The following is a 26,273-nucleotide window of genomic DNA, read 5'->3' as shown; positions in this document are numbered from 1 at the left end:
ATTACCTTTATTGCTTCAGCGTGCTTTTATGATTTTGGGGGAATGATAAAGCTCATTTTAGTAAATTGATGTGGCTCGCACGTAATTTTTAGCGCTGCATCACGTCCAAATTGATTAGTGAGACGTTTGTCGACAATTTCTAAACCTAGCCCTGAGTGGTTTTCTTTTGGCGGTTCAAAACTGCCTGCGTTGTCTTCGACGGTAATCAAGTGACCTTGTGAGTGTGCTTCGCTGTATATATGAACTTTACCACCTTCAAGCATGTTTGAAATGCCATGCTTAATGGCGTTCTCAACCAAAGGCTGGAGTGTAAAGCTTGGTAATTTGATGTCCAGCAATTCAGGTTGAATATCGATTTCAACCTCTAAGCGGTCCGTAAAACGCGCTTTTTCGATGCTCAAGTACGAGTTCACATGTGCAAGCTCTTCCTTTAGCGTCACGGTATTAATGTTCTGCTTTAAATTGCTGCGGAAGAAGTGCGATAAATTTTGGATTAGCTCGCGCGCTTTGTCAGGGTCACGACGAGTAATCGCACTAATAGTATTGAGTGCATTAAACAAAAAGTGTGGATTCACCTGAGCGTGAAGCAATTTTATTTCTGCTTGGGCGAGTAAGGCTTGTTGTTGTTGGTAATCGCCATAAAGGATTTGGCTAGATAGAAGCTGGGCTATTCCTTCCGCCATCGACATGTTGGCCGTCGAGAACAATTTACGCTTCGGTTCATACAGCTTTATGGTACCAATGACCTCTTTCCCTGCACGCAGTGGGATGATCAGCGCAGATCCGAGCTTGCAATCTTTTGCAATGGAGCATTGGTATGGACGCTCCGCACCATCAAGATAAATGATGTCGTTTTTCTCCATGGAGTCTAATGTGCTTTGCGATGAAATCGGCGTGTTCGGTTTATGGTGATCATCGCCAATGCCCACAAACGCCAAGATCTTTTCTTGGTCAGTAATCGCGACAGCGCCCACTTTGGTTTCTTCGTAAATAATACGTGCGATTTTCTCTGCGTTTTCGGTGTTGAAGCCGTTGCTTAGAATTCCCACTGAGCGATCAGCAATGGTGAGCGCTCGACGCGAAAACGTCGCAGAAAACTTTTCAAAGATTGCTTTTCTGTCTTGCAGGATACTCATGAACAACGCTGCACCAAATGAGTTCGCGATGATCATAGGCGCTGCAATAGCGGACACCAGTTCATAGGCTTGATCAAAAGGTTTCGCGACGGCGAGCAGCAAAATCATTTGCACCACTTCTGCAACAAACGTGACGCTGAATACGACGCTTGGATTAAACAGCAATGCGCCTTTATTTCGCTTGATAAGGTAAACGTGGAGCAAGCCACCAATTACGCCCTCGGCGGTGGTTGAAATTGCGCAGGCTAGGTCAGTAAAGCCACCAAGAGAGTATCGATGGATGCCACCAGTAAATCCGACGGCGAAACCTACAACAGGTCCACCAAACAGCCCGCCCATAACTGCGCCGATCGCACGAGTATTGGCAATAGCATCGTTGATGTGCAGACCGAAATAGGTGCCGAGAATACAAAAGCCAGAGAAGAGTACGTAACAAATTAGGCGGTGGCTTAAGCGCGAAGAAATACTCAGCAAAGGTAAGATGATTGGCGTTTTACTTAGCATGTAAGCCAAAACTAAGTACACACACATCTGTTGTAAAAGGGAGATGACCAGTTCCATAGTGAACCTAACCTAGAATCAATGTTGTTATTGTATACCTAAGTAACCTCAAGATGCTTGGCTCAGATAGATAAGAACAGCTAAGTAAATGATGCTGCGCTGTGCTTTCTGAGTCTTAAAGTGACTTGGGTATAAAACAAAAAGAGCCTGCAATTGGCAGGCTCCTATCTTAGTCACTCAGATGTGACGAGTATTACGCTGTTTCTGATACGGCTTGTGGTTTCTCTTCGTCAGCCAGTTCAGTTTCACCTTTACCCTTAGAGGTTTTGATAACGTAACCTGTCACAGCTAGGGCAAACACAATACCTACGATAGTTGATAGTTGCATTGGCAGACCAAAACCTAGCGAGCTGTTGTTTAAGATGAACGTGACACATACCGTGGTCATGAAGATAGCTGGGATAGTGGTAATCCAGTGCAGCTTGTTGTGACGCAGTAGGTAAGCGGACGCAGTCCAAAGCATCATTACCGCTGTTGTTTGGTTTGCAAAACCGAAGTAGCGCCAGATAATGCCGAAGTCTACTTGAGTTAAGATACCGCCGATAACGAACAGTGGAAGTGCCATCAGTAGACGGTTACGTAGCGTTTTTTGTTCCATGTTGAAGTATTCAGCAAGGATCAAGCGGCTTGAACGGAACGCTGTATCGCCAGACGTAATTGGTAGGATAACCACACCCAGGAACGCAAGGATACCACCGAACACACCTAGCAGACCAAATGATGCGCTGTATACCACGTTACCAGGGCCACCGTTTTTCACAGCTTCTGATAGAGCGTCTAGAGAGCCGAAGAAAGACAGAGCGATAGCACACCAAATTAGCGCGATAACACCTTCACCAATCATTGCACCGTAGAATACGAAGCGACCGTTTTTCTCATTTTCCATACAACGCGCCATCAGTGGAGACTGAGTTGCGTGGAAGCCAGAGATAGCGCCACATGCGATAGTGATGAACAATGCAGGCCATAACGGCATGTCATTTGGGTTGAGGTTAGAGAACATGTCCGAAACTTGGAAGTCACCCATTACTGTGTGTTCGCTAGAGAAAGCAACGGCTGTCATTAGGCCAACAGACATAAAGATAAGTAGGGCGCCAAACAGTGGGTAGAAACGACCAATGATTTTATCGACAGGAACAATCGTCGCAATGATGTAGTAAGCAAAAATAGCAATAACCATTGTAGTCATGCTTACGCTCAAGCTTGTTTGATCATTGATGAGGTTAGTAATCATGCCAGCAGGGGCTGAAACGAACACTACGCCAACTAGAAGCAATAGGACAATGGCAAAAATATTCATAAAGTGTTTTGCGCCATTACCTAGGTAGCGACCTGTAATGGTAGGTACAGATGCACCGCCGTTACGCACTGAAAGCATGCCTGAGAAGTAATCGTGTACTGCACCAGCAAAAATACAACCGACTACAATCCAAAGCATCGCCGCAGGACCGTATAGTGCCCCCATGATCGGGCCAAAAATTGGACCAACACCTGCGATGTTAAGTAGTTGAACTAGGTAAACTTTCTTTGTTGACATTGGAACGAAGTCAACACCGTCCGATTTGGTGTGAGCTGGCGTTTGGCGTTTTTCATTGATGCCGAAAATCTTCTCGACGAAAGCGCCGTAGATGAAGTATCCGCCGATTAGGGCTGCGACACAGGTTAGAAACCACATCATAGCAATTGTCCTTGGTCTTAGTTGGGTAGGGTAATTTTTTAATCTCAGGATGCATGTTATGCGTCACTTGTGTTAAATGCATTCGGTTAGTAGATGAGTGGTCGAATAGAGCACTGAGTGGTCGATATGCTGCTTGAGCGGTTTTTAAAAATGGCGAAAGGTTGATGACAGTCTTGAGCGGCTGATTTGAGTCATCAGTGGTTAAATCTGCAAGCTCAGCGGCAAGCGCCAATAATTAGTGGTAAGCTTATTTTTGAAAACAATTACTTAAGGAAGAACCATGAAAAAGGTAACGGTAGGTCTGGCACTGGCTTTACTTGTAGGATGCACAGCAACGACAGCAGATCTTGCCAAGTCGGGAGATTGGCATCAGATCGGATATCAAGATGGCATAACCGGACACACATCGCGCACGATGAGCGAGCTTCGTGAGTTGGGTAGTGTTAAGCAAAGTGACTACGACCAAGGTTATTTAGAAGGTTTACGTGAGTACTGTAATCCTGCTTTTGCGTATCAAATGGGGTTATCTGGTCAGTATTACGAAGGGGTTTGTGAAGGTACTGAGCAAGCGCAAAAATTCCGCATGGAATGGCAACGTGGTTGGAATGAATACTCAAATTAATAGTCAATAAAGCCGTTGTTACACTGTCTGCATCACATAAATGTGGCAAAATTTTCCTTATTAAACTATGTTCATATTGCTTGATAGTGAGCACAGAAAAAAAGGAATCACATTATGTCAACGCAAATGGCTGGTGGCTGGAGTCCATTTCATGAACTCACAGCAGAGAATAAAGAAGTATTTGCTAAAGGTATCGAGGGGTTTGTCGGTGTCAAATACTCCCCTTTGGTTGTGGCTACTCAAGTCGTAGCCGGACAAAACTATGCGTTTTTCTGTAATGCAGAAGTTGTCTACCCTGGAGCACAACCATACCCAGCAATGGTTCATATGTTCAGTGACCTTGAAGGTAAAGTCGGTATTACTCACATTGAACGATTGAACTACTAAATTGAGCCATAAAAGGCGCCTGACTTTTAAATAAGTGAGGCGCTTTATTGATTAAGATTGATTAGTTTGCGCGATCACGACTTTTCTTAAATATCCTTGCTTGGCGTTCAGTTGCTCAGTCGCGCTTTCTCTATCCAGCCCGGTTAAAATCATCAAAATCGCTAACTTGGCGTCGTAGTCCGTTTCTTTGAGCGCCGTTTTAGCCTCTTGGTTAGTACAATCTGTTGCTTGCATAACAATACGAGTCGCTCTTGCAACTAGCTTTGCATTCGTCGCTTTCACATCTACCATTAAGTTCTGATAACTTTTGCCCAGGCGAATCATGCTTGCGGTAGTGAGCATGTTTAGTACGAGTTTTTGTGCCGTCCCTGATTTTAAGCGAGTGGATCCCGTTAACGCTTCAGGTCCAACAACGGGGCTAATCGCAATATCAGCAATATCTGCAATCGGAGAGTCAGGGTTACAAGATAGTGCTACAGTGGTGGCACCAAGCTCGTTCGCATACTCTAAGCCACCAATCACGTAAGGTGTTCGTCCACTTGCCGCAATACCAACGACGACATCGCGTTGTGTTAGCGTATTCTCTTTAAGATCTTGCTCACCCAATGCTGGATCGTCCTCCGCCCCTTCTTTTGCACGGAACATTGCCTCTTTTCCACCAGCAATAATACCAACGACCATCTCTGGATCTGTGCCAAAAGTTGGTGGGCATTCTGAAGCGTCCAAAACGCCAAGTCGACCACTGGTACCCGCACCGATGTAAAACAACCGACCTCCGACCTTAAATGCTTCCGTGATCTTATCAACGGCTTCAGCGATCTCAGGCAACACTTTTTCAACGGCAAGAGGAACGAGTTTGTCCTGTTGGTTGATGCGTTGAACAATATCGAGAGAAGGCAGCAAGTCGATGTCCATGGTGTCTGGGTTTCGCCCTTCAGATACCAGATGGGATAAAGCTGCGATAAGTGCATCGTTCGTCATAATGAATTAAGCCTTTTTGTTTAGGATCTATTGCCCTTAATTTTTTGAATAGAGTACACCCAGTGAAGCGAGACGACTTGCCCCCGTAACTTCCGGTAAGTTGCTAGGGAGGCCGTGAATATGGCGCTGCGCAAGCCAAGCAAACGCCATTGCTTCCATGTAGTCGCCATCAACGCCTTTTTCTGCCGTTGTCGCAACGCTCCATTGTGGCAATAACTTAGCTAGTCGCTGCATCAAAAGTGGGTTTCTTGCTCCACCGCCACAGACCAATAGTTGAGGTGTGATGCCATGAGAAAACTTGTCGACTTCGTTGGCAATGGTAATTGCAGAATACTCGCAAAGTGTACGTTGTACGTCTTCGATTGGTAAATTGTGATGGGCCAGTTGTTGATGCAGCCAGTCAATATTGAACAGTTCTCGTCCGGTACTTTTAGGGGCTGGCATGGCGAGGTAAGCTTCTTTGAGTAATTGAGTCAACAAAGTAGCGTTTACCGTTCCTTTAAGTGCAAACTGTGCATCTTCGTCGAAGCTTTGCCCAGTATGCAGCGCACACCATGCGTCCATCAACATATTGCCCGGGCCTGTGTCATAGCCAATGACTGGTTGTTCTGGATGCAGTACCGAGATATTGGCAATGCCTCCAATGTTAAGTACCACAGTTGTGGAATCCTGCATCGCAAAAATGCTTTTATGGAAAGCAGGGACGAGTGGGGCACCTTGTCCACCTAGCGCCATGTCTTTACGACGAAAATCCGCTACCGTATCAATGCCTGTTTTGACCGCGATAATGTTTGCATCGCCCAATTGAGTGGTAAACGGCAAGTTTCCGGTAGGCTGATGGAATACTGTTTGACCGTGATTACCAATCGCACGAATTTGCTCTACGACGTAACCAGACTTATTGAGCAGCTGTAACACAGCATCTGCAAATAGGTGGCCGAGCTGGTGGTCAAGTTCACCTATGGCTTTTAAATTTGTTGCTTGACCGGTACAAACAGATAACAGCATGTCTTTTAGTGCTGCGGGCATTGGGTAGTCGTCATGCGCAATCAGGCGAACATGCTCATCGCTTATTTCAACTAGAGCGGTATCAACACCATCCATACTCGTTCCAGACATCACACCAATGTACAGTTCGTTAAATTTCATAGCCGATCTCGTCAATTCTTCATTCACTTATTGTAAAGCAAATCTGAAGCGAATAACCTCATCGAATACGAGATATTCAGCCGATTTTGAGGAGAAAACATGGGACCGTTATGGGTTGACGTTGCGGGGTATGAACTGACCGCTGAAGACAAAGAAATCTTGGAGCATCCTACGGTTGGTGGCTTAATTCTATTTGCTCGCAACTATCATGATAGCAAACAGCTTCAAGCACTTACTCAATCCATCCGAAAGGCGGCTAAGCGCCCGTTTTTGATCGGTGTGGATCAAGAGGGCGGCCGAGTGCAGCGCTTTCGCGAAGGTTTCTCATTAATTCCTGCTGCTGATGAGTACGCTAAACATCAAAATGGTGAAGAGCTTGCTCGTATGGGCGGTTGGTTAATGGCAGCAGAGCTGATTGCCCATGATATTGATTTAAGCTTTGCCCCGGTACTTGACCAAGGCCATCAATGTAAAGCGATCGGTAACCGTGCATTCGGTGAAGATGCCGATACCATTCTTCGCTATAGCACTGCATATATGCAGGGAATGAAGAGTGTTGGCATGGCAACGACAGGCAAGCACTTCCCTGGACATGGTGGCGTGATTGCAGACTCACATCTAGAAACACCATACGACGAGCGCAGTGATATTTTTGAACAAGATATGGCGATCTTCAAAGCGCAAATTGATGCCGGTATTTTAGATGCCATGATGCCTGCTCACGTGATTTTCCCACACTATGATGCTCAACCAGCCAGCGGTTCTGAATACTGGTTAAAACAGGTCCTGCGTCAGCAATTGGGTTTTAAAGGTTTGGTTTTTTCGGATGACTTGACCATGGAAGGCGCTGCGATCATGGGCAGCCCTGCCGAGCGAGGTGCTCAAGCATTGAGAGCTGGCTGCGATATGTTGTTAATGTGTAATAAACGAGAAGCGCACGTTGAGGTATTAGACAACTTACCGGTTTCAACCGTGCCACTCGCGGATGGATTACTGAAAAAACAGTCATTTTCTCCAAGCGAACTTAAGCTATCTCAAGAGTGGAAAGCGGCGAGTGAAGCGATGAAACGCTTGACTAGCTAAACCTCTTGTAAAAGATTCAAAACAGCGATGAGAAGCCAAAGTTAATTATATTTTGGCTTTTTATTTAACTGTAAACCTAGGTTTACACTAAATGTTTTTTATTCTGTACGCTTGTTTTTCTTTTTTAGCCTGTTATCTTGTCGTTAAAGCTTAGTTGTCTCACCAAAGGTTTGGTTGGGTGTAAAAATAAATATACAGGTTAGAGTTATGCAGAAAAGTGAGTTGAGCAATATTAATATTATCGAAGAACAGGTTCTTATTACTCCGGAGGAACTAAAAACCAAGCTTCCTTTGAGTGAAAAAGCACGTCGCTTTATTCAAGAGTCTCGTCAAACTATCGCTAATATTATTCACAAGAAGGATCACCGCCTGCTTGTTGTATGCGGTCCATGTTCTATCCACGACGTAGAAGCGGCGAAGGATTACGCAAAGCGACTTAAAGCACTCTCTGAACAACTAAGTGACCAACTGTATATTGTTATGCGTGTTTACTTTGAGAAGCCGCGCACCACGGTCGGCTGGAAAGGCCTGATCAATGACCCACACCTAGACGGCAGTTTCGATATTGAACACGGTCTGCATGTTGGACGCGAACTTCTGGTGGAGTTGGCAGAGATGGAAATCCCGCTCGCGACTGAGGCTCTAGACCCAATTAGCCCACAATACTTGGCGGATACTTTTAGCTGGGCAGCCATCGGTGCTCGTACGACGGAGTCACAAACTCACCGTGAAATGGCAAGCGGCCTGTCTATGCCAATCGGTTTTAAGAATGGCACCGATGGCAGTTTGGCAACCGCAATTAACGCGATGCAAGCTGCGTCCTCTAGCCACCGTTTTATGGGAATTAACCGTGAGGGACAAGTCGCACTGTTGACCACCCAGGGTAATGCTAATGGACATGTGATCTTACGTGGCGGCAAGCAAACTAACTACGATTCGGTATCAGTCACTGAGTGTGAGCAAGAGATGGCGAAATCTGGTCTTGATGCTTCATTAATGGTGGATTGCAGTCACGCCAACTCACGTAAAGATTACCGTCGCCAGCCATTAGTCGCGGAGGATGTGATTCATCAAATCCGTGAAGGCAATAAATCTATTATCGGTCTTATGATTGAAAGCCATATCAATGAAGGAAATCAATCTTCTGACTTAGCTCTTGAAGAGATGAAATACGGTGTATCTATCACTGACGCATGTATCAATTGGGATTCAACTGAGGCACTATTACGTCATGCACATGAAGAGCTAGTGCCTTTCTTAGAAAATCGTCTAAAGGCTAATTAATACAGGATTTAAGGAACATCAATGGCAGTTGAACTTAACGCATTACGCGATCAGATTGATGCAGTCGACAAGCAAATGTTGGAGCTATTGGCTCAGCGTTTAGCGCTCGTAGAGAAAGTTGGGGAAGTAAAAAGCGAACATGGTTTGCCAATTTATGCTCCAGACCGTGAAGCGGCGATGTTAGCTTCTCGTCGCGCTGAAGCTGAAAAAATGGGAATTCCTCCACAGCTTATTGAAGATATTCTGCGTCGAACAATGCGTGAATCTTATGCCAGCGAGAAAGATTCCGGTTTTAAGTGTTTGAACCCTGATTTACGCTCAGTTGTTATTATTGGTGGTAATGGTCAATTGGGTGGCCTGTTTGGGCGTATGTTCAAATTGTCGGGCTACCGGGTCAAAGTTCTCGGCAGTAAAGACTGGGATCATGCGGATGAGATTCTAGACAACGCGGGTTTAGTCGTGGTCACGGTGCCGATTCATCTAACGGAAGGGGTGATCGAAAAACTGGGGAACTTGCCGCAAGACTGCATTCTGTGTGACCTGACTTCTATCAAGTCGAAGCCTCTGCAAGCAATGTTGAATGTGCACCAAGGTCCTGTGGTTGGTTTGCACCCAATGTTTGGCCCAGATGTTCCGAGCCTTGCCAAGCAGGTTATTGTGTACTGTGATGGCCGTGGTCACGAGCATTACCAATGGCTATTGCAACAGTTTGGGATTTGGGGCGCAAGCTTGTGCCAAATCGATGCACAAGAGCACGATCATGGCATGACGTTGATTCAGGCGTTGCGCCACTTCACGTCGTTTGCTTACGGTATGCACCTTAGCAAAGAGAATCCGAACATCGATCAGTTGTTGAAGTTAAGCTCGCCAATCTACCGCCTTGAATTGGCGATGGTGGGACGACTGTTTGGTCAGGATCCGAACTTGTACGGTGATATCATTTTCTCTTCTCAAGAGAATATCGATATGATCAAGCGATTCCATCAGCGTTTAGGTGATGCGGTAGCGATTCTGGATAGCGGAGACAAAGCGCGATTCATCGAAAGCTTTAAGCAGGTGAGTGATTGGTTTGGTACTTATTCTCAACAATTTATGAATGAGAGCCAAAACTTACTCAAACAGGCGAATGATAATATTCATCGCGGTTAATCACGGGTTATTTAGTCGTGCAGAGTCCGAAACAAAAAGAGCAGCGTAAGCTGCTCTTTTTCGTGTTGATGGACAAATCAGTTCGTCGCAGTATTACTCGTATCTTCACTTGATACTGTGTTGATACTGGTATCGCGATAGGGTGAATTGGTTAAATTGACTTGTAGGCGTACAACGTTATCAATCAATTGAACCAAAGGTCCCCATTTCACTTTTTTCTCTTTTTCAAAGACGTCGTTGAAGTTTTCTGGCGTCCACTCCATTAAGTATTGAGGGTTGAGTGCTCGTCCGAGGAAGCGTACTTCATAGTGCAAGTGTGGCCCTGTGGAGTTGCCAGAGTTACCGCATTGAGCAATGATGTCGCCTTTACTAACAAACTGACCGCTTTTCACTTTGAAGCGTTGTAGATGAGCAAAGGAGCTCATAAAGCCAAATGAGTGACGAATGGTGACATAGTTACCATAACCACGATTGCTCGGGCGAACGGTTTCCACCACACCGTCAGCCGGTGCCAGGATCTCTTCTCCTCTTTTACAAGTCAGATCGATACCAGTATGAACATGTCTCTTACCTGAAATCGGATTAATACGACTGCCGTAAGAAGAAGAAATACGTTGGTATGTGACTGGACTGTCATTTGGTATCAAACGGAACATCGTCGCTCGAACAGCAGAATCGATAGCGGCTGCGTCAATTCGCTCCTCTAACCCCATGCTGTTCTCATCGATCATCAACTCTTCGTCTGCGAGACCTAAAACCGATTCAACGTCGAATACCCGTTTGCCCAATAGCTGAATTTGATTGTTTTTGTCAGTCAAAGACTGGGAAAGTGAATGATTGGTATCAAGCTGCTCTTCGTAAAGAGCCGTCACTTCGGCCTTTTCACTTTCCAGTTTGGCGATGATTTGTGTTAGTTCGTCTTTATTGTGCATCTGCTGCTGATTAAGGTACCACGCGCCACAAACGACGGCGGGTAATGCCAATACTGAAGCAAATACTGCTAGGACCGAACTGCGGCCCAAATAGAACTGCTGATCGCCGTCTTTCGTCGGGATCTGCATGATGATTTTTTTAGACATAGTTATTGTTACTTAAATAGGCGTTCATTTATTTTTCTCCTAAAAACCAGAGAGGTGCTCTAACTCTCGATTCAGAAGGTCGTTATTGCCTACATTCAATTCTATAAATCGTTTTAGTTGGCTAATGCTTTCGATGTCTATCTTAGCGATCTTCAACCTCACCTCACACTTAGAGACATTCACAATTTGCGCTTTTAACGTAATCACTTGTTCGGATTGATCAAATGAAAAAGTCACATGGACTGGAAGGGTTGGATCCAAAGCCTCAGTCTCTTCCACTTTCATGAGTAAACCATGCAAGGAAAGATCTTGAATCCTAGCTTCAATTACCAAGTCACGTTGTTCTATCTTAGCTGGAGCTTGATGGAGAATACGTGAAAAGCGTCGTCTCTCTGTCATATGAATATTCTCGTCAGGTCGTCAAACAGAATTGAATAGTATATCAATACGAACAAAAAATGTTCGATTGTTGTTTGAAAAGTGTCGAGGTCGCTACAGAGTGACGTAAGTGCTATGTCATGTTCTTAACGAACGAGACGGGCTAATGAGCTCTTTTTATAACAAAGAAAACAAAGGCCGCTATGATAGCGGCCTTTGTACAAATTACAATCAAACTTTGTGGGTTGCGATTACTTCGCAATACGCTTGTATTTGATACGGTGTGGTTCTGCGGCTTCAGGACCCAATGTTTTCTTCAACCAATCCATGTACTCTGTGTAGTTACCTTCGTAGAAGTTAACTTGGCCTTCGTCACGGTAGTCAATGATGTGGGTTGCGATACGGTCAAGGAACCAGCGGTCGTGCGAGATAACCATTGCACAACCAGGGAACTCTAGTAATGCTTCTTCTAGAGCACGCAGTGTTTCAACGTCAAGGTCGTTGGTTGGTTCGTCGAGTAGCAACACGTTGCCGCCCGCTTTAAGAAGCTTCGCAAGGTGGACACGGTTACGCTCACCCCCCGATAGTTCACCAATAATCTTTTGTTGGTCACTGCCTTTAAAGTTAAAGCGTGAACAGTATGCACGAGCTGGGATTTCGAAGTTGTTGATCTTAATGATATCAGCACCTTCAGAGATCTCTTGGAATACGGTTTTAGAATCGTCCATGCTGTCACGGAACTGATCGACAGATGCTAGTTTTACTGTATCGCCCATCTCAATTGTGCCCGAGTCTGGTTGTTCAGTACCACTTAACATCTTGAATAGCGTCGATTTACCTGCGCCGTTAGCACCGATGATACCAACAATTGCACCTTTAGGGATGCTGAATGACAGGTCATCAATTAGAACTCGACCGTCAAATGACTTGGTCAGGTTCTTCACTTCAATAACCTTATCACCTAGACGCTCACCTGGTGGGATAAATAGTTCATTGGTTTCATTACGTTTTTGATGATCAGAGCTTTGCAGTTCTTCAAAGCGAGCCATACGTGCTTTTGACTTCGCTTGACGACCTTTAGGGTTTTTACGTACCCACTCAAGCTCTTTCTCGATAGTCTTTTGGCGAGCACTCTCTTGGGAGGCTTCTTGTTGTAGACGAGCGTCTTTTTGCTCCAGCCATGAGGTGTAGTTGCCTTCCCATGGGATACCTTCACCACGGTCCAGTTCTAAGATCCAGCCCGCAGCGTTATCTAGGAAGTAACGGTCGTGGGTGATGGCTACTACGGTACCAGTGTAATCCACTAAGAAGCGCTCTAGCCAAGCCACTGATTCTGCATCTAGGTGGTTGGTAGGTTCATCAAGCAGTAGCATGTCTGGCTTAGAAAGTAGCAAGCGACAAATAGCCACACGGCGGCGTTCACCACCTGATAGGTGCGCAATTTTTTGGTCCCATTCAGGTAAACGAAGTGCGTTTGCCGCACGCTCAAGCGCATTTTCTAGGTTGTGGCCATCTTTCGCTTGGATAAGGGCTTCTAGCTCGCCTTGCTCTTTTGCAAGTGCGTCGAAGTCTGCATCTGGTTCAGCGTATGCTGCGTAGACTGCGTCCAAACGTTTCAGAGCGTCAGCAACGTCAGCAACCGCTTCTTCAACAACTTCACGAACGGTTTTTGATTCGTCTAATACTGGTTCCTGAGGTAGGTAACCTACGTTTAGACCAGGTTGTGGACGCGCTTCACCGTCGATATCCGTGTCGATACCTGCCATGATACGTAGCAGTGTGGATTTACCTGCACCGTTCAGACCTAAAACACCGATTTTCGCACCAGGGAAGAAGCTCAGAGAGATGTCTTTAAGAATTTGACGCTTAGGTGGCACAATTTTGCTCACCCGCGACATGGTATATACGTATTCAGCCATTGCCGATCGTTCCTAAATTAACTGTCATTCAAACCCATCATTTTATACCAAGTGCTTTGTTTTTGTTACCGCATTGCAAGAATTTCCCTAACGAATGGATTTCTTATTTTGAGCTGACCGGAAACTTACACGGTTAGGGTATACACTTTTGTTATTCGTTAAGAATGACGAAGTGTTTTCTATGTGAGTTAGAAACGCTTTGTCTCCATCGTCTTAAAAGTTTGACGAGTACAATTTTTAATACACTAAGTTGCTTTACATGGACATCTGCATTCTGTGTAAATAGATGCATGTGTGAAAATTGCCTTAACATCACATGAACTCTAACAAAACTAGGCTTTAGGGCAGTATATGTCTGGGGAAAATGACACAAATGAGATTCAACGTATCTGAATTGGCTAAAAACGTATGCTGCGCCGCCGCGTTGTGTGCTATGAGTTTGAGTGCTAATGCCGCGCTGAGTTTGGAAAAGCAGCGCGAAGTATATGAGCAAGCTCAAGATTTATTAGATAAAAATGACATCGACGGATACCTTTCGATTCGTCCTAAAATTTCTGACTATCCACTAACGCCTTATGTGGATTACCGCACTTTTATTAGACAGTTACCGGAAAAGTCACCACAACAGGTGAACGAGTTTATTTCTGAGCACGAGTCTTTTCCATTTTCTCGTCGAGTTCGCGCTCCATACCTCAATCATCTTTATAAGCAAAAAGATTGGAAAACCATTACTGAGTTTCAAAAAGTCATTCCTAGTGGTGAGCGTTACCAATGTATTTTCTACGTCGCTCAATTAAAGCAAGGCAAGAAAGTCGCGGCGTTTAAAGGGGCTGAACATATGTGGTTACGTGGCATCAGCATTGCTGATGAGTGTGACCCATTATTTGAAGCATGGGACAAGGCGGGTGAGCGTACCGATGAACTGATTCTACAGCGTATGTTACTGGCGTTTGATGCTCGTAATGGCGGTTTGATGAGTTACTTGCTCAAACTGCCTAAATCAGCGCAGGCAAAGCAACAAGCCAAAGAAATGAAAGCGTTGTTTGATAATCCTTCAAGTGTTGCGGAATTCGCGAAGAAAAAACCTGCGAATGATTTTAATCGAGCGCAAAGTGAATATGCGTTAGAAAAGTTGGCTCGTATGAACACTAGCCAAGCTCAAGGTGCGTACGATGCTGTCATTAAAGGACAGAAGTTTTCTCCAGAAAAAGCGCAAGAACTTGCCGACTATATTGCATTTCGATTGACTCGTACGGAGTCTGAGTCATTAGCTAAATGGCGCGATGATAAAACGAAAACCAGTCAGTACTTACCGTTGATTGAAACACGTATCCGCTTAGCGATTCAAAATGCAGATTGGAAAGGCGTACAAGAGTGGATTGCTGTTCTAAATAAAGAAGAACAAGCCACGCTACGCTGGCAATATTGGCTTGGAAGAAGTGAAATAGCGTTAGGTGATGACATCGCGGGGAAACAGCGTTTAGCAACTCTGCTTGGGCAACGAAACTTCTACAGTGTGGCTGCCGCCAATGCAATCGGACAATCAATCAAATACCCAACGCATACGGTTAAGTTGGATAAGAAAGTTGTTCAACCCTATCAAGACTCGTTAGCTCGTATCGAAGAGTTGATCGCGACGGATAAAATCGCAGCAGCGAAGAGTGAATGGGCACACTTACTGCGCCGCGTAGGAAAAGATGAAAAGGCGATGTTGGCGGCTTATGCATCATTTAAACGTTGGCATCACCTAACGGTGACCGCGAGTATTCAAGCGCAGATGTGGGATAATATCGAACTTAGGTTCCCAATAGCACACCGCTGGTGGTTTAACTTTTATGCGAAAAAGCACAACATTGATCCCGTCACGATGATGTCTCTCGCTCGACAGGAAAGTGCGTTAGATGTTGAAGCCCGCTCTCCAGTTGGCGCTCGTGGTCTTATGCAGATCATGCCTGCGACGGCGAAGTACACGGCACGTAAATATAAGTTGAGTTATCAAGGTACGCAGGATCTCTACAATGTAGGAAAAAATATCGAAATTGGTAGCCATTATTTGCAAGGTTTATTAGAGGATTACGATAATAATCGTATTTTTGCTCTTGCTGCTTATAATGCAGGTCCTAACAGAGTAAAAACGTGGCGAGAGCGTACCCAAGGAAAAGTGGATGCTTATGCCTTTATTGAGGCAATTCCATTTAAAGAGACGCGCGGTTATGTACAAAACATCTTGATGTTTGAAACATACTATCGTGATCTTTTGGGTATCGATGGCGCGTTCTTGAATCAACATGAGATCAATACCAAGTATTGAGTGAGGTAACTTGATGTCGCACGAACCCGAGTACAAAGACTGGCAACAGATTATTGAGCTAATTCGAACAAGTATGGGCACCCAGCAAGATGACATGCTGTTAACTATGCTGATGTCACGTGATGAGAGAGAGTCATTAATATCACGCGTTAATATAATTAACGAACTTCTTAAAGGAGAATTATCTCAACGTCAGATCAGTCAGATGCTTGGTGTGGGCATTGCCACCATTACTCGTGGCTCTAACGAACTAAAGTCGAAATCTGATGAAGAAAAAGACAAGTTGAAAGTCTTGTTAGAACAAGTTGCGGTATCTAAGTAGACAGTATATCCAATTTGCTTTTAGGCCTTGGTGTTACAAGTGACTAAGATAACGTATTACAAAGGGCGGAAATATCCGCCCTTTTGCGTATCTAGAGAATAGGCTGAGTGTTATAAATTTGAAGGAAAGTGCTCAGGGTTTGTGAATGGAATTAAAGCCAGAATCAAGGCTTGGTGATAGACCGAGCTTCGAGTTAGCTGGTTTTGGGTTAGCAGGCTAATAGCGCCACCTTTCTGTTTGATGTTATCAGTACCAAACACTTCGTCCATTACATCTCCCAATTCATTCGCATCCTTGAGTTTTTCCAAGACTTTTGGCGGCAACATTAAGCTTGCAGAACGAGATTCACCGCGGTGAGTCTCTGATTCAACCACCATCCAAGCAAACGTCACGTTTGCTTCAATTCCCGCTTCGAGACCGACATAGTAATCCGCGTTTGGCATCTCTACTTTTGCGTTTTTAACGCGGTTTAGCGCACCACGATGAGTTTCTTCATTCGTCATGGGCTGATCTGCGACCTCACTCGGTACACTGATGCCAACGAAGTTGAATTCTTGATGCGGAAATGCATTACGAAATGCACTTTGAACTGCATTAATTTTGGCTGGGTTTAGCGATGCGATTACGACTTTTTGGGTTGCCATGATCTTTTTACTCACTGGTGTCTATTAACTCAATTTTACTTGCGTAGGCTTTACGTTCTCACTCGGGTAACAGCCTAATACTTTCAAGTGCTTAGTGATTTTTGTCAGCTCTTCAAGTGCCTGTTGCATTTCTGTCGAAGCAAGATGTGATGTCAAGTCTACGTAGAACATCTCTTCCCACGGGTTCCCCATAATTGGGCGTGATTCCAGCTTGGTCATATTGATGCCGTAACGTTGCAGCACTAATAGTGTTTCAACCAATGAACCTGCCTCTTGGGAGGTCGACATGATCAATGTGGTTTTTGCTGGAATCTGAGTAGAAACTTCAACCGGTTTACGAGCAACCACGATAAAGCGAGTATGGTTTTCGGTTTGGTTTGCGATGTTGCCTTGAATTGCTTGCAAGCCATATAGCTTACCGCTTGATGCACTACCAATTGCAGCCACATCATCACGATCCATCTCTTGGACTTTCTGCATTGCATCTGCTGTGCTCGCGCAGGACTCCAGCTTTACCCCTTTCATACGGCTTAAAAACTCACTGCACTGTTGGTGTGGCTGAGGGTGAGAATACAGCGTTTTAATATCTTCCAGACGAATGTCTTTTTTCGCAACCAAGCAGTGTTCGATTGGTTGAGTTAGCTCTCCAACGATGTAAAGCGTCGTGTGTTGTAGTAAGTCATACACTTCATTAATAGAGCCTGAGCTGGTGTTTTCGATTGGCAGAACGCCATAATCAGCATGGCCAGATTCAACCGTTTGAGTCACTTCTTTAAAGTGCTCGCAGTTGAGCTCGATAAGCTCCGTATTTTTACGACTGAAGTATTCGCGACTTGCCAAGTGCGAATAAGAGCCTTTGGCTCCTAAAAAAGCGACGCGAGCAAGTGGCTTACGGCTTTGCTGTGGGTTAACGAGATTTTGCAGATAACTTTGTTGAAGCAGAACTGAGTCTTCAATGATGGTATGGAAAAGCTTGGTGATGTACTGCGCGTCAAGTTCGTATTTATCTTGGCCATTAGAAATCAGCTTGACCAATAATTGCTGTTCACGGACGGCGTCGCGAACAGGCTTTGAGGTTTGTACTTTGCTTTTGGCTACTTCAATGCTGAGTTTACGGCGCTCAGACAATAAGCTGAGAAGTTGGTCATCCAACTCATTCAAGCGTAAACGAATTTCTTCGAGGGAAATAGGTTGGTCAGTCATCAATTCTTTCCTTATAAAAAAGCCTCCCGATTTGGGAGGCTTTCTGTTTGTTTTTGACTTTTCTTTCACAAACGAGTTCGCCCCTCCAACTATGGGAGGAAAAAGAAGTCAAAAATAAACAGTGAGGTTAAATGCATAAATAGTGCTTAATTTATGAGTGTTTAAACACAATAAGCAAGGCTGGGGAGAGCGTCAAGCAAAAAAATAGCGCCTTTCGGCGCTATTTCCTCAATCTGTTCAGTTTACTCTTCTTCTTCCACTAGCTCAGGCTTACTTGCACGTCGAGCTTCAGGTTTGTGGGTCAGCTTGTTCAATTGTCGTTCTAGTTTTTGCTCCACTTCGTTGATAGCTGCGTAAAGATCTTCGTGAGTTGCTGAGGCAATGAGCTGGCCTTTAGGAACTTTGATAACCGCTTCGAATTTCTTCTGTTTGTTTGGTTCCTCACTGAAAGTTGCTTGGCAACCAATTAGGTCTACTTGCCATTTCTCCAGTTTTTTAAATTTGCTCTCAATATGAGCTCGGATTGCAGAGGTGATTTCGATGTTTTTGCCAGTGATATTCATTGTCATAAGTGTTTTTCCTCTGTTGCATCCCTCATGGGTTGAGTTCAGATTACCGCTTTAAGCATAAAAAAATGTGATTCAGATCATTATTTTGCTCGGGTTTTTTATGATGAAAAATGAATGTGATCTCACTCAAGAACTTCTGAGATTTATCGTGAAATTGCTTGTTATCGGTTAGTAAATCCGTAGATTGGATAGAGTACTCAGCTGAAAACGGCCTCGTTTTTAGGGAAGTTTTACGGCCTAATATTTGAGGTGGTTAAAATTTAACTACACGTAAGGTGTGATGACGATCACTGAGTCTCTCCAATGAATCCATTTAAAAAGCCGCTTGCTGTACAAGCGGCTTTTTACTGTCTGGCATTTGGCTGACTTTTCGTAGCGGTATCATGAAAATGGGGTCTTTTGGGGCTAGTGAAACCCCTTCTAAACTTTTGACTTGGTCCAAACTTTCTAGTTGTTTGTATATTATGTAGTAGCGATTAATGCTTGTGACGTACCCAACCGTTGAGCTTAAACTTTTCCGCATAACGACTTCCACGTTATTAAACCAAACATTAGGATCGTAACCTTGTTGGGCTGCACGCTTACGAATACGCTCTACATTGCCGGGGCCCGCATTGTAAGCCGCCAATGTAAAGTAGAGTTTATTTTGTGCAGTAATATCAGGATCACTGAAGTACTGCTTACGCAAAAAAGCTAAGTATTTCACTCCAGCATGAATGTTGTTTTCTAATTGTCGAACATTTTTGATATTGATATTCGGATCTTGAGCGGTGCTGGGTAGGACTTGCATTATGCCAACGGCACCTCGGCTTCCAACTAGGTCGTTATTAAATCCTGATTCCTTGTAAGCGATTGCAGCGATCAGTAAATAGTCGATATCGTATTTCTCACCATAGCGTGAAAATAGCGCCGCGAGTTTTTCTAGTTGAGCAATTTTCTTAGGGTTAAGAGCTCTGTTCAACCATCCCGTGTTATCGATGTATTTACCGTAAATAACGTTACCGAGTAGTGTCCCAGAGCGAGACTTCTGGATGAACTTATTCACGACGGCTTTTAATTTGGGACTATTTTCTCGCATTGCCCAAGCAATTTTGCCATTTTTGCGGATAGGGATTTTTTTATGCACCCGAATATCATCCATCACTTTCAGCCAAAGCTTGGCTTTATGGCTATCGAGAACAATGGCTCTGACGTAACCATTGTTGAGCATTCCGACCAGCTCATAATCTTGAAGTGTTTCTTCAATAAAGTGCACGATAACAGGCGGTAAGCCTTTTTTGTTTAGTTTCTTATTTAGTGTCTGAATGCTTTCAAAGTAGCTAGAGCTGGCGCGCACCCAAATCTCTTTGCCGCTCAGTTGTTCGATTTTCGTCATCGTTGGTGTGCTTTTGTTTGTCACTACCCACTCATGAATGTCAGTGAGAATGGGTGAACTGAACTCCACTTTCTGTTTGCGCGTGTCGGTAATAGTCAGGTTGGCGACAACTAAGTCACCTGAACCGTTTTCTAAAGCTGGCAGTAGCTGGTCGCGGGCAACAGGAATAATTTGTACGTTAAGTTTTGGTTTGAGTTTACGAAGGTCTTTTTCGAAATGCGCCAGCAATTCCGCGCCTATGCCTTTTGGTGTGCCGCCCTCAATGTAGTAAAAGCCTAAATCAGCAGAAACTAAGACGCGCAGTACATTCTTCTCCTTGATGACATCGAGGTCTCCGGTATAAGGAGGCTGTTTGAGCGGCGAGATTTGCAGTGCGCAAACGGAAGTAGACAATAGGAGCAGCATAACTGCGCAAAGCTTAGATATCGTCACGTTCACATCCTTTTTATAAAGGGGGGAGGAGAACTTTAAGCATATGTGGAGCTAGGAAGATCATCAAGAAAGGGCTGAATACACTATTGAGAGTAATAAAAAACCGCCACGGTAAAAACGGTGGCGGTTCAGTTTAAAGCAAGTTCAATTACTTCACAGGGTTGAGCTCTATAAGCTTTTCAGTTCTTGCTACGGCGTCTTCCAAACCAAGTTGCTTGTAGGCCTCTAGCTGGATAGTCAGTGACTTACGTGCAGCTTCTGTGTCTGGATACGCTTTTTGTAGCTCTTGGCTGCGATTAATAGCAGCGACCCAAGCTTCACGGCGAAGGTAGAAGTCAGCAGTCGCTAAATCATAGTTCGCTAGACGGTTTTTCAGCGCAACCATACGTTTTTGTGAATCTTCTGCATATGGGCTATTCGGGTAGCGTTGAAGTAGTTTTTTGAAGTCATCAAACGCTTTTTTTACCGGTTCAGGATCGCGATCGCTTCGATCTACGCTGAATAAATCATGCATAAAGTTACGATCTTGCGCCATGTGGCTTAGACCTCGCATGTACAGCACCCAATCCATCTTTTCATGGGTTGGGTTTAAACGCATAAAGCGAGAAATGGTTGCCAAGCCCAAAGCAAGGTCGTCGTTTTTGTAGTACGCATAGATTAGGTCAAGCTGCACCTGTTCAGAGTAGGCACCGAATGGGTAACGTGAGTCTAATGCTTCCAGTTTCTCAATTGCAGAAAGCCAATTACCACTTTGAAGAGAAATCTGTGCGTCTGCATACAGTTCCGAAGGCGGCACATCAGGAACGATTTCTTCTTTGCTTGCACATCCAAACAGAAGGGATACCGCTAAAAGGCCTGTTAAAGTCTGACGTTTCATATCAGGAGTCTGTTCCTTGAATCTAAATATTTCTTAAGCTGCCGTTACTTTCTTTCCAGTAACAGATACAATGACGTAATAGTCTATTTTTTCACAGTCGTGAGCATTAGTCTCACAGTTTTTAAAAAAGTTCGATATGGCTCAGCAGATTGTATTAACAAATACCGTAAAAGATAGCCAGTTAGGTCAACGTTTAGACCAAGCTATCGCCGAATTATTCGCGGACTTCTCTCGCTCGCGCCTAAAAGAGTGGCTGCTTGATGGGAAAGTTCAAGTTGATGGTGAAGTTGTCACTAAACCTCGTACCAAAGTAATGGGTGGCGAGGAAATTACATTGCAAGCCGAGTTAGAAGATGAAGAACGCTGGGAAGCGCAAGATATCCCGCTAGATATCGTCTATGAAGATGAAGATATTATCGTTATCAACAAACCTCGTGACTTTGTGGTTCATCCGGGCGCTGGTACGCCTGATGGCACTGTACTTAATGCGTTGTTGCATCATTACCCTGATATTGCAGAAGTACCTCGTGCAGGTATCGTGCACCGTTTGGATAAAGACACAACGGGTTTGATGGTGGTGGCGAAAACTGTTCCTGCACAAACTCGTCTGGTTCGCGCACTGCAAAAACGTAATATTACTCGTGAGTACGAAGCGATCGCTATTGGTCGTATGACTGCGGGCGGTAAAGTGGATCAACCGATTGGTCGTCACTCTACTAAGCGCACGCTTATGGCGGTAGCACCAATGGGCAAACCAGCAGTAACGCACTACCGTGTTGCTGAACGCTTCCGCGAACACACGCGTATTCGCTTGCGTCTAGAAACGGGTCGTACGCACCAGATTCGTGTGCACATGTCTTACCTTCAGCATCCGTTGCTCGGTGATATTGCATATGGTGGACGTGCTCGCATCCCGACAGGTGCGTCTGAAGAGCTAACGGCAATGATCCGGGGTTTCGATCGCCAAGCATTGCACGCAGTAATGCTGCGCTTTGAGCACCCAATTACGGGCGAAGTTCTTGAGTTTCATGCTCCAGTGCCTGATGACATGGTTGTGATGACTGAAGCGCTTCGTCAAGATACAGAAGAGCACGGCTTACCGGAAGAGTTCTAATATGAAGAGAATCATTCCGAATTGGCCAGCGCCTAAAAATGTCAAAGCTTTCGCCTCAACACGCATAGGCGGATTTTCGACAGGCCCTTACCAAGGGCTAAATTTAGGTGCTCACGTTGGGGATGATTTGTCTTTAGTAGAGAAGAACCGAGCTTGGTTGGCGCAACAGGCAAGCATGCCAAATGCGCCAATCTGGTTAAACCAAACGCATTCAACCGTTGTGGCTCAAGCAAATGAACCAACAACACAGGTGCTTGATGCGGATGGTGTATTTACTTCTTCAAGCCATGTTATTTGTTCAGCGATGACCGCCGATTGTTTACCTGTATTATTGACTAATACACAAGGTACGCAAGTAGCCGCTGTTCACGCAGGTTGGCGCGGCTTAGCAAATGGCATTGTCGAAAATGCGTTAGCGTTGTTTTCTGGTGAAGTGATAGCGTGGCTTGGCCCCGCCATTGGCCCTCAAGCCTTCGAAGTGGGTGAAGATGTTCTGCAAGCTTTTGTTGATTTTGATTCACAGGCGAATCAAGCATTTGCTCCACGCGATATCGACGGTAAATGGTTTGCTGACATGTCGGTGCTGGCAACGCAACGTCTAAACCGGGCTGGTGTGACACAAGTGTTTGATTCTGGACTTTGTACTTACCAAGATAAAGCCTCTTTTTACTCTTATCGCCGTGATGGTAAGACTGGTCGACAAGCAACCTTTATTTGGATCGAAGACTAGCTATAAGCACCAAAGTGCTAAGATGCATACTACTATTTTTGCAAAGCTATCTTTATTCATTCACTCCCTTGAAATTCCCCACCCGAGTATCCATCTTTCTAACTGTCAAAAGAATTTCCTTTAGTTGAGGTTAGGAAGGTAGATATGCGTCTTGATCGATTCACAAGTAAGTTTCAAATCGCTATCTCTGATGCTCAATCACTAGCGTTAGGGCGCGATCATCAATATATCGAGCCAGTTCACCTCATGGTGGCTTTGCTTGATCAAAATGGCAGTCCAATTCGTCCATTGCTTACTATGCTGGATGTGGACGTAACGCATTTACGCTCTAAATTGAGTGAAATGTTAGATCGATTACCAAAAGTCAGTGGCATCGGTGGGGATGTTCAGCTCTCTAGCTCGATGGGCACATTGTTTAACCTGTGTGACAAAGTGGCGCAAAAGCGTCAAGACTCCTATATCTCGTCTGAAGTCTTCCTGCTTGCCGCTTTAGAAGATCGCGGACCATTGGGGCAATTGCTCAAAGAGATCGGCTTAACAGAGCAAAAAGTCAGCCAGGCAATCGAAAAGATCAGAGGTGGTCAAAAGGTCAATGATCCGAATGCAGAAGAGCTTCGTCAAGCATTGGAAAAGTTCACCATAGACCTTACCGAACGTGCAGAGCAAGGTAAATTGGATCCGGTTATCGGCCGTGATGATGAAATCCGTCGTACTATCCAGGTATTGCAGCGTCGTACTAAAAACAACCCTGTGATTATCGGTGAACCAGGCGTAGGTAAGACAGCAATTGTTGAAGGCTTAGCGCAGCGCATAGTTAACAATGAAGTACCTGAAGGTCTGCGTGGTCGCCGTGTGCTATCACTGGATATGGGCGCACTGGTTGCTGGCGCGAAATACCGTGGGGAATTTGAAGAGCGTTTAAAATCAGTATTGAATGAACTTGCTAAAGAAGAAGGCAACGTCATCCTCTTCATTGATGAACTACACACTATGGTCGGTGCTGGTAAAGGTGAAGGCTCAATGGATGCGGGCAACATGCTAAAACCGGCATTAGCTCGTGGTGAGCTGCACTGTGTTGGCGCAACAACATTGGATGAATATCGTCAGTACATCGAAAAAGATGCAGCATTAGAACGTCGTTTCCAAAAAGTGCTGGTGGATGAGCCGACCGTTGAGGATACCGTGGCGATTTTACGTGGCTTGAAGGAGCGTTATGAGCTTCATCATCACGTCGAAATTACTGACCCAGCGATTGTTGCTGCGGCGAGCTTGTCACATCGCTATGTCTCCGACCGTCAGTTGCCGGATAAAGCGATCGACTTAATCGACGAAGCGGCTTCAAGCATTCGTTTACAAATTGACTCTAAGCCGGAGTCCTTGGATAAGCTTGAGCGTAAAATCATCCAACTCAAAATTGAGCAGCAAGCACTAAGTAACGAGCACGATGAAGCGAGTGAAAAGCGTTTGAAAGCGCTTAATGAAGAACTCAATGAAAAAGAACGTGAGTACGCTGAACTAGAAGAGGTTTGGAATACAGAAAAAGCAGCTCTTTCTGGCACTCAACATATTAAGTCTGAGCTTGAACAAGCTCGTATGGACATGGAGTTTGCTCGCCGTGCTGGCGATCTAAACCGTATGTCGGAGCTTCAATATGGTCGTATTCCTGAACTTGAGAAGCAGTTAGATCTTGCAACCCAAGCTGAAATGCAGGAAATGACGCTATTGCGTAATAAAGTAACCGACAACGAGATTGCAGAAGTACTTTCTAAGCAAACCGGCATTCCGGTATCCAAGATGCTAGAAGCGGAAAAAGAGAAACTACTTCGTATGGAAGACGTGCTGCATAATCGTGTGGTAGGGCAAAGCGAAGCGGTCTCTGTTGTATCGAATGCCATTCGTCGTAGTCGAGCTGGGCTTTCTGATCCAAACCGACCAATTGGCTCCTTCTTATTTTTAGGTCCAACTGGTGTGGGCAAAACAGAGCTTTGTAAGACACTTGCGAGCTTTATGTTCGACAGTGAAGATGCGATGGTCCGTATCGATATGTCTGAGTTCATGGAGAAACACTCAGTGGCAAGGTTGGTTGGTGCACCTCCAGGCTATGTCGGATATGAAGAGGGTGGTTACTTAACTGAAGCGGTTCGTCGCAAGCCGTATTCGGTAATTTTGTTAGACGAAGTAGAGAAAGCGCATCCGGATGTATTTAACATTCTGCTGCAAGTTCTCGATGATGGGCGTTTAACGGATGGTCAAGGTCGTACTGTTGACTTCCGTAATACGGTTGTGATCATGACATCTAACTTGGGTTCATCTCGTATCCAAGAGAATTTCGCAACATTAGACTATCAAGGTATCAAGAGTGAAGTGATGGATGTGGTTAGCAAACACTTCCGCCCAGAGTTCTTGAACCGTGTTGACGAAATCGTGGTGTTCCATCCACTTGGTCAAGAACACATTAAGTCCATTGCTTCTATTCAATTGGAACGTTTGGCGAAACGACTAGAGGAGAAAGGCTATCAACTAGAAGTTTCCGACAAAGCGCTCGATTTGATCGCTCAAGTTGGTTTCGATCCTGTGTATGGTGCGCGTCCTTTAAAACGTGCAATTCAGCAGAATGTCGAGAACCCGTTAGCCAAATCAATTCTTTCTGGTGAAATCGTTCCAGACAAGACAGTGCAGCTAATTGTTACTAATGACCAAATTTGTGCTCATCAATAATTGTATGGATACAGTAAAATTGAGATAAAAATCACACTAAAGGGGCCGTTTGGCCCCTTTTCTATAGTTTTTTAGAGTCTTTTGTCTGTTTTCTATACGAATAAACTAAAAAGGTGAGTTTTTTTAAAAAATGCACTTGTGTTCTTTAATGAACTCCCTATAATGCGCCTCCGTTGTCACGGGAAAGCAAGTGAAGCGGAACCTAAACAACTACGGTTAGTGAGTTAAAATTAACTCGCAGATAAATAACTTAAAAAAGTGTTTGACACGATAAGTTATCTAGCTAAAATAGCCGTCCACTTTGAAGAGAACTTCGAAGTGTGCTCTTTAAAAATATAAACCTATCAATCTGTGTGGGCACTCGTTGATGATAATCCAATTAGAAGCTTAGGCTTCAAATTAGGTTTCAATGATACGAAGTGACCATTGAATCTTCGGATTCAGCACAGTCAATTCAAACATTACTTATGTAATGTTCAGTATTCATTGAGCCGAACAAAATCTTAAATTGAAGAGTTTGATCATGGCTCAGATTGAACGCTGGCGGCAGGCCTAACACATGCAAGTCGAGC

The 26,273-nt window shown here is 44.7% G+C and carries 22 protein-coding genes, 1 rRNA gene and 1 other annotated feature; of the genes, 11 read left to right on the top strand and 12 right to left on the bottom strand.

The window, feature by feature from the left end:
• Window positions 1-26 precede the first annotated feature (26 nt).
• Together R7E29_RS02385 and R7E29_RS02380 are read right to left on the bottom strand one after the other, a co-directional pair.
• Entirely contained in the window at window positions 27-1,697 is a 1,671-nt protein-coding gene (locus tag R7E29_RS02385; protein ID WP_054576674.1) for a sensor histidine kinase, read from the bottom strand.
• A 193-nt stretch (window positions 1,698-1,890) separates the two neighbouring features.
• A complete protein-coding gene (locus tag R7E29_RS02380) occupies window positions 1,891-3,375 on the bottom strand; it encodes a carbon starvation protein A (protein WP_005381914.1) in 1,485 nt (494 codons plus the stop codon).
• Between the two features lie 280 nt (window positions 3,376-3,655).
• Here R7E29_RS02380 and R7E29_RS02375 point away from each other — a divergent pair, with 280 nt between their 5' ends.
• Together R7E29_RS02375 and R7E29_RS02370 are read left to right on the top strand one after the other, a co-directional pair.
• Window positions 3,656-3,997 (top strand): DUF2799 domain-containing protein, encoded by a 342-nt coding sequence (locus R7E29_RS02375; protein ID WP_047103915.1) that lies wholly within the window; start codon window positions 3,656-3,658, stop codon window positions 3,995-3,997.
• A gap of 114 nt (window positions 3,998-4,111) precedes the next feature.
• Entirely contained in the window at window positions 4,112-4,384 is a 273-nt protein-coding gene (locus tag R7E29_RS02370; RefSeq protein ID WP_005381911.1) for a hypothetical protein, read from the top strand.
• Between the two features lie 51 nt (window positions 4,385-4,435).
• On the opposite strand, the gene murQ is transcribed toward R7E29_RS02370, so the two are convergent.
• The gene (gene murQ, locus R7E29_RS02365; protein ID WP_047103912.1) at window positions 4,436-5,365 is read right to left on the bottom strand and encodes an N-acetylmuramic acid 6-phosphate etherase; all 930 of its coding nucleotides are present in this window, start codon (window positions 5,363-5,365) and stop codon (window positions 4,436-4,438) included.
• 36 nt (window positions 5,366-5,401) lie between these two features.
• Window positions 5,402-6,514: an anhydro-N-acetylmuramic acid kinase gene (locus R7E29_RS02360; RefSeq protein WP_017821495.1), complete on the bottom strand. Its 1,113-nt coding sequence runs from the start codon at window positions 6,512-6,514 to the stop codon at window positions 5,402-5,404.
• 99 nt (window positions 6,515-6,613) lie between these two features.
• Here R7E29_RS02360 and nagZ point away from each other — a divergent pair, with 99 nt between their 5' ends.
• The 3 genes from nagZ (at window position 6,614) to tyrA (ending at window position 10,030) form a co-directional block, all read left to right on the top strand.
• Window positions 6,614-7,597 carry a beta-N-acetylhexosaminidase gene (gene nagZ, locus R7E29_RS02355; RefSeq protein WP_017821494.1) on the top strand — a complete coding sequence of 328 codons (984 nt, stop codon included), beginning with the start codon at window positions 6,614-6,616 and terminating at the stop codon, window positions 7,595-7,597.
• A 207-nt stretch (window positions 7,598-7,804) separates the two neighbouring features.
• Window positions 7,805-8,881: a 3-deoxy-7-phosphoheptulonate synthase gene (locus tag R7E29_RS02350; protein WP_005381904.1), complete on the top strand. Its 1,077-nt coding sequence runs from the start codon at window positions 7,805-7,807 to the stop codon at window positions 8,879-8,881.
• A 21-nt stretch (window positions 8,882-8,902) separates the two neighbouring features.
• Window positions 8,903-10,030: a bifunctional chorismate mutase/prephenate dehydrogenase gene (tyrA, locus tag R7E29_RS02345; RefSeq protein WP_054576675.1), complete on the top strand. Its 1,128-nt coding sequence runs from the start codon at window positions 8,903-8,905 to the stop codon at window positions 10,028-10,030.
• Between the two features lie 77 nt (window positions 10,031-10,107).
• Here tyrA and R7E29_RS02340 read toward each other — a convergent pair whose 3' ends face one another.
• From R7E29_RS02340 to ettA, 3 genes are all read right to left on the bottom strand, one after another.
• Window positions 10,108-11,109 (bottom strand): M23 family metallopeptidase, encoded by a 1,002-nt coding sequence (locus R7E29_RS02340; RefSeq protein ID WP_053304360.1) that lies wholly within the window; start codon window positions 11,107-11,109, stop codon window positions 10,108-10,110.
• A 39-nt stretch (window positions 11,110-11,148) separates the two neighbouring features.
• The gene (locus tag R7E29_RS02335) at window positions 11,149-11,508 is read right to left on the bottom strand and encodes a PilZ domain-containing protein (protein WP_017636157.1); all 360 of its coding nucleotides are present in this window, start codon (window positions 11,506-11,508) and stop codon (window positions 11,149-11,151) included.
• Window positions 11,509-11,738: 230 nt separating this feature from the next.
• A complete protein-coding gene (gene ettA / locus R7E29_RS02330) occupies window positions 11,739-13,406 on the bottom strand; it encodes an energy-dependent translational throttle protein EttA (RefSeq protein ID WP_005381894.1) in 1,668 nt (555 codons plus the stop codon).
• Window positions 13,407-13,770: 364 nt separating this feature from the next.
• Between ettA and sltY the strand changes: the two genes are divergently transcribed.
• Together sltY and trpR are read left to right on the top strand one after the other, a co-directional pair.
• Window positions 13,771-15,717 carry a murein transglycosylase gene (gene sltY / locus R7E29_RS02325; protein ID WP_031812891.1) on the top strand — a complete coding sequence of 649 codons (1,947 nt, stop codon included), beginning with the start codon at window positions 13,771-13,773 and terminating at the stop codon, window positions 15,715-15,717.
• 13 nt (window positions 15,718-15,730) lie between these two features.
• Complete coding sequence (gene trpR, locus R7E29_RS02320) at window positions 15,731-16,039, top strand: trp operon repressor (RefSeq protein WP_005381892.1); 309 nt, start codon at window positions 15,731-15,733, stop codon at window positions 16,037-16,039.
• A gap of 110 nt (window positions 16,040-16,149) precedes the next feature.
• On the opposite strand, the gene yjjX is transcribed toward trpR, so the two are convergent.
• The 5 genes from yjjX to bamD all read right to left on the bottom strand — a co-directional run bounded on the left by yjjX (window position 16,150) and on the right by bamD (window position 21,139).
• Window positions 16,150-16,683 carry an inosine/xanthosine triphosphatase gene (gene yjjX, locus R7E29_RS02315; protein WP_005381891.1) on the bottom strand — a complete coding sequence of 178 codons (534 nt, stop codon included), beginning with the start codon at window positions 16,681-16,683 and terminating at the stop codon, window positions 16,150-16,152.
• A 24-nt stretch (window positions 16,684-16,707) separates the two neighbouring features.
• A complete protein-coding gene (gene pheA, locus R7E29_RS02310; protein ID WP_054576676.1) occupies window positions 16,708-17,886 on the bottom strand; it encodes a prephenate dehydratase in 1,179 nt (392 codons plus the stop codon).
• A 12-nt stretch (window positions 17,887-17,898) separates the two neighbouring features.
• Window positions 17,899-18,020 (bottom strand) — a sequence feature (Phe leader region).
• A gap of 108 nt (window positions 18,021-18,128) precedes the next feature.
• Window positions 18,129-18,455, bottom strand: coding sequence for a ribosome hibernation-promoting factor, HPF/YfiA family (hpf, locus tag R7E29_RS02305; protein WP_005381889.1), 327 nt, complete (start codon window positions 18,453-18,455; stop codon window positions 18,129-18,131).
• 313 nt (window positions 18,456-18,768) lie between these two features.
• Complete coding sequence (locus R7E29_RS02300) at window positions 18,769-20,262, bottom strand: lytic transglycosylase F (RefSeq protein ID WP_309474429.1); 1,494 nt, start codon at window positions 20,260-20,262, stop codon at window positions 18,769-18,771.
• 148 nt (window positions 20,263-20,410) lie between these two features.
• Complete coding sequence (gene bamD / locus R7E29_RS02295) at window positions 20,411-21,139, bottom strand: outer membrane protein assembly factor BamD (protein WP_005381876.1); 729 nt, start codon at window positions 21,137-21,139, stop codon at window positions 20,411-20,413.
• A 136-nt stretch (window positions 21,140-21,275) separates the two neighbouring features.
• Between bamD and rluD the strand changes: the two genes are divergently transcribed.
• The 4 genes from rluD to R7E29_RS02275 form a co-directional block, all read left to right on the top strand.
• Window positions 21,276-22,253 carry a 23S rRNA pseudouridine(1911/1915/1917) synthase RluD gene (gene rluD, locus R7E29_RS02290; RefSeq protein WP_005381875.1) on the top strand — a complete coding sequence of 326 codons (978 nt, stop codon included), beginning with the start codon at window positions 21,276-21,278 and terminating at the stop codon, window positions 22,251-22,253.
• A gap of 1 nt (window position 22,254) precedes the next feature.
• Complete coding sequence (pgeF, locus tag R7E29_RS02285) at window positions 22,255-22,983, top strand: peptidoglycan editing factor PgeF (protein ID WP_017636152.1); 729 nt, start codon at window positions 22,255-22,257, stop codon at window positions 22,981-22,983.
• Window positions 22,984-23,127: 144 nt separating this feature from the next.
• Window positions 23,128-25,701 (top strand): ATP-dependent chaperone ClpB, encoded by a 2,574-nt coding sequence (gene clpB, locus R7E29_RS02280; RefSeq protein ID WP_005381873.1) that lies wholly within the window; start codon window positions 23,128-23,130, stop codon window positions 25,699-25,701.
• Between the two features lie 505 nt (window positions 25,702-26,206).
• Window positions 26,207-26,273: ribosomal RNA gene (locus R7E29_RS02275) — 16S ribosomal RNA — on the top strand; the annotation flags it as partial.

This window comes from Vibrio sp. Vb1729, from assembly GCF_033338655.1.
GTDB lineage: Bacteria > Pseudomonadota > Gammaproteobacteria > Enterobacterales > Vibrionaceae > Vibrio > Vibrio alginolyticus.
The sequence above is the reverse complement of the archived record's forward strand: the minus strand, read 5'-3'. Positions and strand labels throughout refer to the sequence as shown.